This is a genomic window from Pseudoalteromonas sp. NEC-BIFX-2020_002, assembly GCF_013002825.1.
GTDB lineage: Bacteria > Pseudomonadota > Gammaproteobacteria > Enterobacterales > Alteromonadaceae > Pseudoalteromonas > Pseudoalteromonas neustonica.
Window position 1 is genome coordinate 14059 of record NZ_JABEPJ010000005.1, and the last position, 14469, is coordinate 28527.

Genomic DNA, 14469 nt, shown 5'->3' on the forward strand with positions numbered 1-14469 from the left:
AACGTGGTGGTAATTAACTTAAGAAGACGCTTTATCGCTAAAACGATCAACCCATAATGCAATAATACCATCACCTGTGACATTACAGGCTGTGCCAAAGCTATCTTGCGCTAAGTATAGGGCAATCATTAACGCGACTGCACCTTCATTAAAGCCAAGCATACTCGTTAATAAACCTAATGCAGCCATTACAGCGCCACCCGGTGCGCCTGGGGCTGCAATCATCACAACACCAAGCATCATAATAAATGGCAACATTCCAAATAGAGATGGCACATCCATATTTGGCGACAAAAACATAACTGCCATTGCACACGTCACAATCGTAATTGTCGAACCTGACAAATGGATAGTCGCACATAAAGGAACTGTGAAGTTAGCGACATCTTCTTTAACATTGTTTGCTTTACTTGCACGTAAAGACACTGGAATCGTCGCAGCGCTAGACATCGTACCTAATGCAGTAAAATAAGCTGGCAGCATGTTTTTAATTAACTCAACTGGGTTACGCTTTAACAAAATACCCGTGCCTATATATAAAACGCTTAACCAAAGCCAATGCATTACTAATGCAGCTACAAGTACTACACCAAACGTTTGCAAGGTATCAACTACTGAACCAGCAACAGTCATTTCGGCAAATACACCCGCAATATAAAAAGGCAGTGCAGGAATAATTACTTTTGCTAATAAAGCGTCTATTACATCGCGACCTTGATCTGATACTTTTCTAAGTGTTTCAAGTTGCAATTGACTCATACCAATACCAAATACAAAAGCAGTCGCAAGTGCGGTCATTACACCCATTAATGGAGGGATTTCTAAATCAATAAAACTGGCAACTTCAGTGGCCACTTCAGCTTCAAAAGTTAAACCGCCATCAAACAACGGAATAATCGCACTCACAGCCACAACAGCCAATGTTCCAGCAATAACAGTAGATCCATATGCAAAACCTACGGTTTTACCTAATAAATGGCCTGAACCTTTAGGTAAGCCGGCAATCCCTGATGCGATAAAAAATAAAATAATTAACGGGATAGTAAAGGTGATCAACTGACCAATTACTTCTTTTACAGTATAAAGGAGTTCTACACCTGTTAATGGTACATATAGACCCACTAAAATACCGGCCACTATACCGGCAATTAACTTTAAGATTAACGTCATCGTGATCACTTCATAAATTTAGATGCATAGGGTTTTATCATGTTTTAAAGGAGATGTGTCATAAAACCGCTCAAAAACAGTTTGTTTGTATAAAATAACATCGTTACACCATTGCAACATTCTTTCCTTATGTGTGTTGATTATAATTTAAAGATTTTTGCTCATTATGATCTAGTGCAACAAATTTCATATTAAGTTCCCTTATTTTTTAGTCACTAAAACAAAGGCTGGTTTTATTTCATTCAAATATAAGCCGAATAGATATATCTTATAGCCAAACTTTACTTTTATTTTTTTCGTTGCACAGTAGAGTGTGGCTATTACGGTTGATTTATTAATATATCAACCCCCGATTGAATAAACAGCACCCAAGGGAACACAATGTCTACAATTTTTGAAGATAATTCACTCACTATCGGTAATACACCATTAGTAAAACTAAATCGTGTAACCACTGGTAATATTTTTGCCAAAATTGAATCACGTAACCCAAGCTTTAGTATTAAATGCCGTATAGGTGCATCAATGATTTGGGAAGCTGAAAAATCAGGTGAATTGACTAAAGATAAAGAACTTATTGAACCAACATCAGGTAATACAGGTATTGCACTTGCGTTTGTGGCAGCATCTCGTGGTTACAAGTTAACGCTGACTATGCCTAATACTATGAGCCTTGAACGCCGTAAGCTATTAAAAGCATTGGGCGCAAACCTTGTGCTAACTGATGGCGCAAAAGGGATGAATGGCGCAATTGAAAAAGCAAAAGAAATCCAAGCAAGTGATCCTACTAAGTTTATTTTGCTACAACAATTTGAAAACCCTGCAAATCCTAAAATTCACTTTGAAACGACTGGCCCTGAAATTTTTGAAGCAACAGACGGTAAAGTTGACTTTTTCGTTGCAGGTGTAGGCACTGGCGGTACAATTACGGGTGTAAGCCGTTATTTAAAACTTGAAAAAGGCCTAAATGTAAAATCAATTGCTGTAGAGCCAACTAACTCACCAGTAATTAGCCAAACCCTAGCAGGTGAAGAAATAAAGCCTGGTCCACATAAAATCCAAGGTATTGGTGCAGGTTTTATCCCTGGGAATTTAGACCTTGAAGTAATTGATGGTGCTGAACTTGTTTCTAACGAAGATGCAATTGCAATGGCCCATCAACTAATGAAAGATGAAGGTATTTTAGTGGGTATTTCATCTGGTGCAGCTGTAGTTGCAGCAAAACGTATTGCGGAATTACCTGAGAATGCTGGCAAAAATGTTGTCGTTATTTTACCAAGCGCAACAGAGCGTTACTTGTCTAGCCCATTATTTGCAGAAGAGTTTTCTGAGCAAGAACTTGTTCAATAAACCAGTTTAATTTTAGAAAAGGTCTAGCCATTGTTAGGCCTTTTTTAATACCTAAAGTAATCCTGATTGATTATTTATAAAGCAATACTTCTCTTAGTACAACGACTGTTGAGTACTGTATTTTAACGGCTGAAACGTTTTTGCTCAGCATCTAAGCTCACATTAAGCGTTAGTAACTCGTTGCGCACCCATTGAGTATCAAGATATTGCTCCAAATGCATTTGCGCAAACTGTAAGAAGCTGCGTGCAGCATATGAAATATGCCGATCTGTACGTATTACAAAATACCAATGACTCGCCAAACTGACATCTGTTACGGTTAAAACTTTGAAACCAGCCTCTTGCGCAGGTAAAACATGACGCGACAATACCCCTATTCCCATTCCCGATGATACCGCGACTCTTATTGCCTCGTTACTTGCCATCTGTACCGTATTACTAAGTACAAGCCCACGTCTTTGCAGTTCGCTTTCAAACAACATTCGTGTGGCAGAGCCAGGCTCACGCAACAAAAACCGGTGCGATGCTAAATCAACAAGAGACAACTGCTCAGCATCCGCTAGAGGGTGATCTATTGGTGCAATAAATTCGAGTGGATTTTTTAAAAACCGAGCGGCCTGTGCATGCTCTAATGAAGGTGGGTGACTAAAAACATAAATATCATCTTCGCCGCGTTCAAAACGTGATAAAACTTCAGATCTATTACCTATTTCCAGCGGTAATTCAACATGTGGATGTAAGTTACTGTAAGGCCCGAGTAACTTAGGTAAGATATATTGAGCTGTATTGACCATCGCAATTTTACATCGCCCACGCTCGCCGCCTTTAATTTCGGACAGTAAATCACTATAGTCGTCAAAATGACCAAACACCTGCTGACATGTTCTAAATAATGCTAAACCCGCTTCTGTAACTTGCAGTTTTTGCTGTTTCATGTAGACCAATGGCTCTCCTACAGCCTCTTGTAAACGCTTTATTTGCAATGAAACTGTCGGCTGCGTTAAGTGTAAACGTCGTGCAGTTTCACTTATTGAGCCCGTTTTTACAACGCTCATAAAAACTTCAAGTAATCGAAATGAAATATGCCTGAGATCCATTATTACGCCTTTAATAAGTAATAAATATTAACCCATAGATAATATACTATACCTTCCTGTCATTCATTTTATTATTTGCTATGCAAAGTTTTCCCTACAATAGTCCTACTTCAAACCCACAGGAGAGAGTTGTGCCAGATATTGTTGTTATGTTTTTTGTTTTAGGATTAGTCGCCGGTGTCTTACGTTCGGATCTTACTATCCCTAAAGCAACATACGAGACACTGAGTTTATTATTAATGCTTACGATTGGCTTGAAAGGTGGCATGGTACTGCATGGTAATTTAAGTTGGCAACTACTCCCCGAGATGGGCTCAGTTATGCTAATTGGCGCACTCATTCCATTAGCTCTTTACCCTATTTTAAAGTATGTAGTTAAGCTATCCGTCGCGAACAGCGCAAGTATTGCAGCCCATTACGGCTCAGTTAGCGCCGGTACTTTTGCGGTAGCCCTTGCCTACGCGGAATCTGCTCAACTCGCTGTTGGGGCTGAGGTAACTCTCTATTTAGTCATGTTAGAGCTTCCTGCAATTATAGTTGGCTTGCTACTTTATAGACGCTTAGACAAACAACATAGCTCTGAAAATACATTATCACTCAAAGCTCTGTGGCATGAGACGCTAACTAATAAGAGCGTTATTCTACTGGTAGGTGGTGTGATAATCGGTATGATGTACGGTACACAGCAGGGCAGCCAAGTAACGGGGTTATTAACAAATAGCTTTAAAGTCGTACTTGCTCTATTTTTGCTAGAAATGGGTTTAACAGCGGCACAAACATTACGTCCTATTCCTTGGCACCATTGGAAGCTGGCTTTTTTTGCCATCGTTACCCCGTTAGTATTAGGTGCCGTGGGTGTGACTGTTGGCACACTTTTAGAGTTAGAGCTTGGTTCGGTGGTTATTCTTGGAAGTTTAGTGGCCAGCGCTTCATATATTGCGGCTCCTGCTGCCATTAAAGCCGCGATACCGAAAGCAGATATTGGCCTTGCTATGCTAAGTTCACTCGGTGTTACCTTCCCGTTTAATGTACTTATCGGTATAGGTTTGTATCACCAGCTTGCCGTGGCGATGCAATAACCCACGTCATTCAGTTTAAAAGAAGCACCTAAGGTGCTTCTTTTGCCTGAAAAAATAAATCTCATGCTCTAGTTTACCTGGCCGATAACAAAATAACACTTGTTTATACCCACTTTAAATTTAATCAATATTATGGATAATATTAATAGAACGACCATGGCACTTAACATCAACTTATACGCTAAACAACGCGTATCGCCACAAATCACAGCCCAACAACCATCAATACAAAATGTAAGTTTGCCAAATAGTCACGTCTCTATTTCTGAGCAGGGAAAAGACAAGCTCAATCAAGAAAATAAACAGATAAATAAAACCGAATTAGGAGAAAGTATAGCCAAGCAGCTATATGACAATGCGCAACATGGCGTTGATAAAAAAGAGGACGAAACGAGTCAAGATCCAACCGATAGAATGATTGCTAAATTAAAAGAGCAAATAGCTGAGACACAAAAAGAGCTACAAAAACTGAGTGACGATGAATCTGAGCAAGCAGTAGAACAAAAGAAAATACTTCAAAATAAAATCATTGATTTAAATGGGCAACTGCTAAGTCTGATGGAAAAAAAACTTAAGAAATCTAAAACAACTTAATTACTAAAACAAGGTGTTAGCTTACAGCCATCATAAAAAAATATAGCCCGCAGGTAATAGAATACCTAACCCAATCCACAGTGATTTAACCCCTAGAGGAGAATATTTACCTTTAACCATAAATAAGCCACTCAAAGCGAGAAAAATCAGTAATCCGGCAAATATGTCAGAAAATATTACCCACGATTCTTTTGTTTCATTTAGGTGTAAGCGATTAAATGCTTGAAATATATGCCTTGCTTCAATGCGTTCATAAGTAATAGAGCTTGTGGCTAAATTCACACTTAGGTTATTACCATTTTTCAAAAACACTTTAAATTCATCTTTTGCAGACCAGTATGAAGCTTTTACTTCGACATTAGCTTCAACATGAGATAGCACCTGTAAAATTAACTCACTATCGTTTTCTTCATGCCACTGTGTGCCCGCTGCATCAATGTGTGTCACATCGACTCTATAATTGGGGTTCCAATCATCTTTATGGTTTACAGCGATCCCCGATACTGAAAAAATAAGAATCAAGCCAACACAAAAATAGCCTACATCACGGTGCAGACTACGATTTAATTTATACCAATTTGTGGTACTACTCAAGGATGTCTACCGCACTTGGATTTAATTGATAAATAGCCATTGGTTCCGTAACACTGCTTGGATCAAAGTCGTCACCAGCTTTTTGAGCTCTGTGTGCCATAACAATTTTTGTACGCTCCAGGGTCAGTTCAATTTTTTTAAGTTCCCCCGTTGCAATTGCTTTGCGGCCTTTAGCAGTCATAGGAAACACCATGTCACCATCGTTGACTTTAATCCGTAAATTTTGAAAGCGCTGATCTGATGCCAATGACATCCAGCAACCTCTTTTTTCGCAAACACCTACAATTGTTCCTTCTATAGTAACGGGCGTGGCTAAATAATCATCCGGATCATTCATTATCGTTGAAATCTTGGTAATATTGCCCGCGTTGACCTCTCCACCAAAGTGAAGCGTGCCTGCTGATACGTTAAACGCAAATCCACTGAATAAAAGCACAGCACAAAAAATCGTTTTAGCCTTTTCAATCCAAATTTTCATTTAAAATTCCTTATCGACTTAAAATTTATAAACTAGCTAAAGTAATAAACACTTTATGCGCTTTACATATACAGAACCCACCGCACTTTAATGCAAATAAAAACCATTTTCAATAAATTAACGATAGAATAATTACTCAGCGCTTTTATTTTTAAAAAGTTTACCGTTTTCTTCCCATTCAATTGCCCACTCATGAACCCTATAAAGTTTAATTTTTGCAGTTGTCATTGCAACACCAAACGCAACGGGAACTAAAAGGTAATATAAAGGGCCCAAACCGAGTAGTATACATCCAATGATGTACACAAGTGCGCCAATAACACCGACTGATATACGGTGTTTAACTTTGTAAGTTCTACCCACGAAACGAGCAAAATAGCCTATAATCAAAGGGGATAAAAATAGCATAATCAGTAACAAACCTCCCATTTCCATAAATAAAAAATAAACCGCAATAGCCGGCAATGAGCCTGATAAAGCGCCTAAAAAAGCTAATTTTGGATTTGCATGCTCGTTAATCTCTGTAAAAGCAGCCTCCATTTCTTCAATCGAAAATCTCATTATTAAAATTACCTAATCATTCTTGACGAGTAAAAAACACTTATTATTTCATGAGTTATTTTTATAGACAATTTTTTATGTCCCTTTAAAAAAAGCTTTTTTAACCACTAGACCAACTCTGGCCATTTAATTGCCATGCTGTTTTTACTATTTTTGCAGCTGAGTTCTTCATTGCCTTGATAGTTTTTGCATCCCCAAAACTGCCCTTTAGCACTGCTGCGTAGCACCATTTCAGCGTCGCATTTATCACACGTTGGCACTAAGTGATTACAGCGTGTATTTACACATAGTTTAAAACCCGTATAGCGACTTCGAGTCATGGGACTTTGACATTGTTCGCAGGGTTTTTCTGTATGTTCACAACGTGGATAGTGCGAACATGAATAAAACACACCAAACCGCCCTGTTTGTTTTTTTAATACACCGCCATTACAGCGCATACAGTTCATATCCTCGCCGTGGAGTTGATCCACCTCAGTGCTAAATTCATGCTGTTCTATGTCATGTTCAGCTATTAATTCAGTAACAAAACAGCTGGCATTGGCCATATCGGCGATAATATACGCACGATGTTTGGCTCGCGTTAGTGCTACGTAAAATAACCGCCGTTCTTCTGCATAAGTAAACGCTTCTTTCGCTGGTAATAAAGCCTCTAAAATTGCAGGTGTGGCTTTTTCACTCGGAAATCCATGCTTGCCTTTTTGTAACCCGATAATGATCACGTAATCAGCTTCTTTGCCTTTTGAGGCATGAAAAGTCTGCGATTGAATCTTTAACAATGGGTATTTAGCGTACATGGTTTGAATATCTGTTTTACTTGGCAGTTGGAACCAAAATCGCGCTAAAAAATACACCGTTGTAGGTTTGCATGCTTTAGTATGAATTGCATTAAGCACCTCATCAATCGCGCCATTTACAAGCTCAGGTATATCACTGTGATAATTACTTTTAAAAACAGCTGGCGCGTTACTTCCTCGCTTTAATAATGACACCGCTGACTGTGAAACGTGCGTTAAAGAAGTAATCGTTTTATTAAGCTGCGCTGGGTTTTTACTAATAAAGGCAGAGGCAACCTCGCCTATTTTATTATTAAAACGAAACGTGGTATCCAAAGTGGTTTGCGAGGTAAAACCAAAGTAGTTAGCAAACTCAGTGGTTAGCTTAATATCAGCCCCACTAAAACGATAAATTGCTTGCCAGTCATCGCCTACCGCAAATACCGAGCTACCTTTGAGGCTATCGCGCAATGCTTTAACTAATCGGGCTCTTGCCTCAGATATATCCTGAAATTCATCAACCATAATATAACGCCAAGGCGATTTAAACTTACCTGCCTCTACATACTCAATTGCTTTGATAATCATATCTTCAAAGTCTATTTCGCCGCGCTGCTGCAAGTGAGCATTGTAGTGAGTGAGAATCGGCTTTAATAACGCTAGTGCCTGCGTTGTTTGCTTGACATCAAGCGAACGTTTAAGCACTTTCACTTCATCCGTAGCACTTAAATATGCGCCTTTATATAAGCTGAGTAATTGAGCAAATAATCCCGCTAATACAGTGACTCTCCCCGTCTCTTTTAAACTTTCAAGCAGTGATTCAACTGGCAGCATCTGAGTGTGCACGTTAACACTTTTTAGTGCCTGCTCAAGTTCACTTAACAACGCACCTTGTTTATGTTGCCCATAGGTCAGCGCTATACAGTGAGTGTTATTACTGGCATGGGTGGTGTTTTTCCAGTCCATTGCGTTGTGATATTGGGCTTTATCAATATACGAGGCGGTATTACCGGCCTCATCAATGCCATAATACTCAATGTATATATCGTACTCAGGTAAATAAAAGTCCGGCTTATATTGTCTACGATCAATAGTTTTAACCGCCACTTTGTAAGGCGCTTCGTATTGATAATCTATACCGTGATAAAAAAGCCAATTAGCAATGTAAAGCTCACCAAAGCTTTTTACTTTGTCACCTTTGAGGCTGCGGATATCATTATCATTTAAGTAGCTGTAATAATCACCTAAGGTTTTGAAATCAAATTCATTCTTTTCAACGTAATAATATTTACTAAAATAATCTAACACCAACTTACGGTACGTTGCACTCTTTTCAATCAGTGATTCAAAACATTGTTGCACCCATTTAGCTTTGGCTTTTTCGTCTTCAGCAAATACACTCATGCTAGGTTTAGCCTGTTCAACCTGTGAGATAATCATTAGGCCAACACTATGAAACGTCGCCGCTTTTATTTTATCCGTAGCAAGTTTTTGTTGAATACGTTCATCCATTTCATCTGCGGCTTTTCGGCCATACGCCAAAAGTAAAATATCACTGTAACGCGCCTGCTGGCTTTGCACTAAAAAACCAGCGCGCCCTATCATCACGCTGGTTTTACCTGTGCCAGCACCAGCCAATAACAAATTGTTATCGTCATCAATCACACAAGCATGTCTTTGTCTTAGCGTTAACGGGTTTGCTTCAATACAGTCAAAAAACTCGTGGTATAATTTAAGTTGTTTGGTCACGTATTTTTGTTGCAAATAGTATGTAAGGGCATCATCCCAATGAGCATATTGCTCTAATACCTTTATTTTTTTATTGACTAATTCAAGGGCTGGACTGTTTTTAACCCACGGTAGCCATCGGCTGTGCTCTTGCAGCGCAAGCTGCTTAATGCGACTCACATGAGACTGGCGCAAATATCGCTGATTAACCAGTTTGGTTACTTTATTTAAAAAGGCATCAAGCTTTACTGTATTCGCATTAACCCAATATTGTTCACACTGTGCACGTATTGCCCTATGAGTGCCATACGCACGCATTGAAAAAGTGTAGCTGTGTTGCGCTGTAGTAAAGCGAACGGTTTGACCCAAAATGCCATACGCAAACGACAGCGGTGCAACCAGCTCATTCCAACTAATATGGATGATAGAGTTACCTTGACGAATAACGAGTGTATGTTGATCAAAGGCTAAGGAAGCTTGTTTCGAAAATAAACGCCCAAGCAGGCTAAATGCAATAGAATCCATTAACTGCTGAATTCCTAATTTAAAAGAGTCAATTGCTGGTATTTTAAGTTAATCAGCAAAGTAAGTGTAAAAATAACGGTATTTATTTTGTCTGCTTTAGCGTGGATTCACCGATACAGTTTTTTATGAGGGTTTAAAAAGAACATTTTCTTCCAACCTTGGTTTTGAGTGGTCATCAACCAAGGATATGGTAATAAAGATAAAATAGAGTAATGCACATGAGGTTGCTTACCTGCGGCATTGCCTGTATCTCCCAAACTGCCAATGACTTCGTTGACCGAAACATAATCGCCAGCACTGACCGAGTAATCCTCTAAATGGGCAAAGTAATGAATTCTCCATTTAGGCCCAAGTAATGCCACCACTTTTCCACCACGTTTTAATTCACCAGAGTACACCACGACTCCGCTCACGGCTGCAACCACTGGCGTGTGTTTTTTACCAAAAATATCTATCCCTTTGTGTACGCCAGATCTCCCCCATGGTTCATACCAAAAGGTAGTGTGATTCCAGTCATTCGCCGTAGCACCTTGCACTGGAGTAACTATTTTTTCAGGTATTAATAAACCTATGGTTAATAAAATAATTAAAACAACTATAAAAATTTTTATTCCTTTCAAACTTCACTCCAGACGGCTTCTGTCAGTAACTTCATCATATGAACCTATACTAACGTAAAACACAAACTATTCAGCTTTTATATAAAATTTTAACCCCCTGTTTCTATTAGCTTATAAATACAAGTAAATTATATATTTGCACTTCAAACAGATTTAGCTACCTTTAATGTAACTGTATAAAAAAGAGTATGTTATGGACGTACGTTCAATAAAGTTCTTAATGACCTCCATTTTTGGAGGGCTGATTGTATTACTTTCGGCACTTACATTTTTAATTTTTTACTTAAACGCGGAGTTAAAAGAAATTGAAAGTGCCACTGAGAACCGCTATTTAGCTTATCAAGCTGCAGATGAGCTCCGCCAAAGCTCAGATGAACTAACTCGTTTAGGCCGAACATACACAATCACGGGGGATGAAAAATACGAAAAAATGTATTTTGATGTACTTGCTATTCGTAACGGGGATAAACCTCGGCCAGTCAATTATCATACAATTTATTGGGATCTCGTTCTTGATTATGGTAATAAACCCAAGCCCGATGGCTCAAGGGATAACCTTATTAACCGAATGAAAGAGCTTGGATTTTCTAAAGTCGAGTTGTCTTTATTAGAAGAAGCTAAAAAAAATTCAGATGGTTTAGTTCAGTTAGAAGTTGAGGCAATGAATGCGGTTAAAGGAAAATTCAAAGACTCAAACGGTCAGTTTACTCAGTTAAGGGAACCTGATCTAAACTTTGCCTCACAACTTGTCCACTCAGACGAATATCATGAATTCAAAGCAAACATAATGAAACCAGTTGATAAATTCTTTACTCAACTTGAAAGCAGAACCAGTCAGCGATTAAAGAAAATTGAAGATGAAGTACGCTCTTTACTTATTGTTGCGGTTTGTGTGGTGATTTTCTCTTTATCATTTTGTATGGGAGGGCTCTACATTGCGCGTCGTCGCGTGACAAAACCAATCATAGAACTAGGTATTGCGTTTAATGCAATTGGTGAGAGTAATAATTTAACAACCACAGTCCAAGAGCAAGGTGTGTCTGAAGTAAAAGAAGTTGCATCTATAGTAAACAGAATGCTTAGCAGTTTTAGATCAACCATACAAGCTATAGCTGTAGCAAGCACTCAAATGACCTCGGTAGCTAAGGAAGTATCGCAGTTTGTAAAAGATAACCGCAACATAGCACACGAACAAAGCGCTAAATTGGAAAGTATTGCCACCGCAGCGGAACAAATGACAGCCACTTTAAATGATGTAACCCAAAACACAGTAAGCACTGCAGATTATACTAATACAGCTGAAGACGAGGCACGTAAAGGCCTTGAAGTCATGACCCAAACAAATAAAAGTTTCGCTGAACTCTCTGAACGCTTTGAGTCAACGGCACAGATTATCGCTGATTTAACCGAGCAAAGCGGACAAGTTTCTAGCGTAGTTGAAGTTATCAAGGCAATAGCCGAACAAACTAATTTACTTGCTTTAAATGCAGCTATTGAAGCAGCCCGCGCAGGCGAACAAGGGCGAGGATTTGCAGTTGTTGCTGACGAAGTGCGATCTCTTGCTCAAAGAACACAAGAATCCACCGCAGAAATAGCCAACATTATCGAACAGCTTCAAACAAAGGCTAATACTGCAAATGGTGCTATTGATATAAGTAAAAACCAAGTTAAAGCCACTGAGTCTCAAGTATCAGATTCACAAGATGTTTTACAGGTTATTTTTAATACTGTGTCAAAAATTAGGGATCTTAGCAATGGGGTAGCAAGTGCATCTCAAGAGCAGCTTTCAGTAACTGAGAATATAAATGCAAATATAAACGAAATGAGTCAACTATCACAAGATTCTGCTCATAAACTCGATAACTTTATGACCATTGTAAAACAAATGGAAAAAACAGGAAAAGAACTACACGCAAGTGCCTCACAATTTAAAGCTTAAATGATTTATAAGCCCTGAGTTTATCGGCTCAATGCAGCAAGTAAATTTTGCTTCCTAAAAGTTATAAATAACGCCGGCAAGTAAACTTGCCGGCCTTGAAAATATAAAATAGAAATACCTAAATTATTTTTTCTCTAATCGTTTTTGCAGATTTAACGCTGCATCAGCTGCTAGTAAGCGCATAAATTCTGAGCCATTAGCCTGTTCACCTTGCCCACCACCAATCATAATTTCAGGTACTAAGCGACTGTTGCCTAGACTTTTAAATAATGCTGTTTGAATTTTAACTTCTGCTTTTAATGTTTCATCAAATACATATTTAGGATCAAGTGCCGCAGACTTCGCTCTTTGACGCGCTTCAGCAAGTACATCCATACCTAATGCTTCTAAACGTTGTTGTTTTAAAATCTCAGCCTGCTCTTTAGCAAGTTCGGCCTTAACCGCTACACGTTGCTGCGCTGAAATAATTGCATTTGCTTTTACACGCTCAGCATCAATTTGCTCTTTGATCTTTAGCTTCTCTGATTCTGCGCGCTGCTTAGCAATTGCTTGCTCACCTAAAGCCACTTCAGTTCGTGCTTGCTGCTCTGCTTTTTTAAGGTTTTGTCGCGCAAGTGCTTCATCTGCCGCCGCTTGCTTTTGTGCCTCAAGACGTGCGTTTACTTTACTTTCGTAATCAATATCGATGATACTCGCATCTACAACTGTAATCCCATACGCACCTAAAATAGGTGCATTACGCAATGCGTTACCTTCAGCATCTTTACGAATATTAATAGTTACTCGTTGTTGTTTGCTTAGGTTATTAAGATCATCTGTTTTATCACGCTCGCCTGTACTTATTATTTGCTCAGTCACAAAAATACCATTTGTAAGCTGATCAGAAAAATCTTGGCTTAATTGACCATTACCGCCAGAGTAATGCTGCTCTACTGACATCATACGCGCCGACGCTTTTACATTTTCAGTGGTTGCACGCATTAATAAATTTGAGATGAGCGTTTCTTGCGAACCAAATTCTTCATGTATTTTAAGTAGTCCGCGAAGAGTACCTGACTCACCCGCAGGTACATTACCAGGCAGTCTAAAACGTGAGACTCCTCTTGCGCCACCAGTTGTAGTATCCAAAAAGCGAATAGGAATTAACGGCACAATAGCACTGGCAGTTGCGGTGCTGTCGCCTGTAAAGTTAATTGAAATAACTTTTTTATACGCCGAAGTAGTACCAAACGCTTTTAAATAAGGGCCAGCTTGATCAATCACCGTTAAATTACCGGTAAAGGCTGATTGATGAACCAACCGTTCATCTGCTTCATTCCACGAAATAACTTGTGAGGTCAATGTTGCAATCACTACGAGTACGATGACAATGGCACTAATTAAAATTACGCTACGACGACCAAAGCGCCCCATAAAAGATCCTTTATTTGCTTGTGTAGCGGGTTGTTGCTGGCTATCCATTTTTATTACTCTCCATATTTAATTTCTTTTTAACAAAATAAATGATTTCTTGCTCGCTTAATTGCGCACAAAAACTTCCTGAACGGTGTAACTCAATAAATGTGGTCAGGATATCTTCTTTGCTCTTGCGTGCTTTATCTTCGTTTTCTTGCGTTTGATTTTTTTCGGTAAGTTGAGTTATCAAGTCATCTACTATCGTATCTTTATCAAATAACACATTGTATTCTTTAGATTTACTGACTCGTGTTCTATGTATGTTACTGTAAATAACATAAAGCGACGAGCACAATATAACAATAAGTATACTTATCCCAATGATATACAGAATCATAAAATCTACTTATATAATTTGAATTGTTGATTTTTATAACAACTATAAAACGCTGTTTACAGATGTTAAGTTAATAATTTTACAGGATAACGCAGAAAAAAACAGAATAAAAAATATTGCATCAGCTGTAGCTATACGTAACTTACCCCACAATGTAGAATTCAGC

13 protein-coding genes are annotated in these 14469 nt (G+C 38.7%); 4 read left to right on the plus strand and 9 right to left on the minus strand.

The annotated features are described in order from the left end of the window. Window positions 1-18: 18 nt before the first annotated feature. Window positions 19-1170, minus strand: coding sequence for a dicarboxylate/amino acid:cation symporter (locus tag HJP15_RS07235; RefSeq protein ID WP_054205694.1), 1152 nt, complete (start codon window positions 1168-1170; stop codon window positions 19-21). Window positions 1171-1551: 381 nt separating this feature from the next. Here HJP15_RS07235 and cysK point away from each other — a divergent pair, with 381 nt between their 5' ends. After that, complete coding sequence (cysK, locus tag HJP15_RS07240) at window positions 1552-2520, plus strand: cysteine synthase A (protein WP_054205693.1); 969 nt, start codon at window positions 1552-1554, stop codon at window positions 2518-2520. 122 nt (window positions 2521-2642) lie between these two features. Here cysK and HJP15_RS07245 read toward each other — a convergent pair whose 3' ends face one another. After that, window positions 2643-3617 (minus strand): LysR family transcriptional regulator, encoded by a 975-nt coding sequence (locus HJP15_RS07245; RefSeq protein ID WP_054205692.1) that lies wholly within the window; start codon window positions 3615-3617, stop codon window positions 2643-2645. Window positions 3618-3748: 131 nt separating this feature from the next. Here HJP15_RS07245 and HJP15_RS07250 point away from each other — a divergent pair, with 131 nt between their 5' ends. After that, window positions 3749-4696: a sodium-dependent bicarbonate transport family permease gene (locus HJP15_RS07250; RefSeq protein ID WP_054205691.1), complete on the plus strand. Its 948-nt coding sequence runs from the start codon at window positions 3749-3751 to the stop codon at window positions 4694-4696. Window positions 4697-4852: 156 nt separating this feature from the next. Continuing rightward, window positions 4853-5290, plus strand: a complete 438-nt coding sequence (locus HJP15_RS07255) for a hypothetical protein (RefSeq protein WP_054205690.1) — start codon at window positions 4853-4855, stop codon at window positions 5288-5290. 30 nt (window positions 5291-5320) lie between these two features. On the opposite strand, the gene HJP15_RS07260 is transcribed toward HJP15_RS07255, so the two are convergent. From HJP15_RS07260 to HJP15_RS07280, 5 genes are all read right to left on the minus strand, one after another. Then, a complete protein-coding gene (locus tag HJP15_RS07260) occupies window positions 5321-5884 on the minus strand; it encodes a PepSY-associated TM helix domain-containing protein (RefSeq protein ID WP_054205689.1) in 564 nt (187 codons plus the stop codon). Then, the gene (locus HJP15_RS07265) at window positions 5877-6362 is read right to left on the minus strand and encodes a DUF4920 domain-containing protein (RefSeq protein ID WP_170173357.1); all 486 of its coding nucleotides are present in this window, start codon (window positions 6360-6362) and stop codon (window positions 5877-5879) included. Before HJP15_RS07265 ends, HJP15_RS07260 begins: the two co-directional genes overlap by 8 nt. A gap of 132 nt (window positions 6363-6494) precedes the next feature. Further along, window positions 6495-6923, minus strand: a complete 429-nt coding sequence (locus HJP15_RS07270; RefSeq protein ID WP_054205687.1) for a hypothetical protein — start codon at window positions 6921-6923, stop codon at window positions 6495-6497. Window positions 6924-7030: 107 nt separating this feature from the next. Next, window positions 7031-9952 carry a UvrD-helicase domain-containing protein gene (locus HJP15_RS07275; protein ID WP_170173358.1) on the minus strand — a complete coding sequence of 974 codons (2922 nt, stop codon included), beginning with the start codon at window positions 9950-9952 and terminating at the stop codon, window positions 7031-7033. A gap of 107 nt (window positions 9953-10059) precedes the next feature. Then, the gene (locus HJP15_RS07280; protein WP_170173359.1) at window positions 10060-10572 is read right to left on the minus strand and encodes a M23 family metallopeptidase; all 513 of its coding nucleotides are present in this window, start codon (window positions 10570-10572) and stop codon (window positions 10060-10062) included. A gap of 193 nt (window positions 10573-10765) precedes the next feature. Between HJP15_RS07280 and HJP15_RS07285 the strand changes: the two genes are divergently transcribed. Next, window positions 10766-12511 (plus strand): methyl-accepting chemotaxis protein, encoded by a 1746-nt coding sequence (locus HJP15_RS07285; RefSeq protein ID WP_170173360.1) that lies wholly within the window; start codon window positions 10766-10768, stop codon window positions 12509-12511. 123 nt (window positions 12512-12634) lie between these two features. On the opposite strand, the gene HJP15_RS07290 is transcribed toward HJP15_RS07285, so the two are convergent. Beyond that, window positions 12635-13972 carry an SPFH domain-containing protein gene (locus HJP15_RS07290; RefSeq protein ID WP_054205684.1) on the minus strand — a complete coding sequence of 446 codons (1338 nt, stop codon included), beginning with the start codon at window positions 13970-13972 and terminating at the stop codon, window positions 12635-12637. Further along, complete coding sequence (locus tag HJP15_RS07295) at window positions 13965-14303, minus strand: hypothetical protein (protein ID WP_054205683.1); 339 nt, start codon at window positions 14301-14303, stop codon at window positions 13965-13967. Before HJP15_RS07295 ends, HJP15_RS07290 begins: the two co-directional genes overlap by 8 nt. Between the last annotated feature and the right edge of the window lie 166 nt (window positions 14304-14469).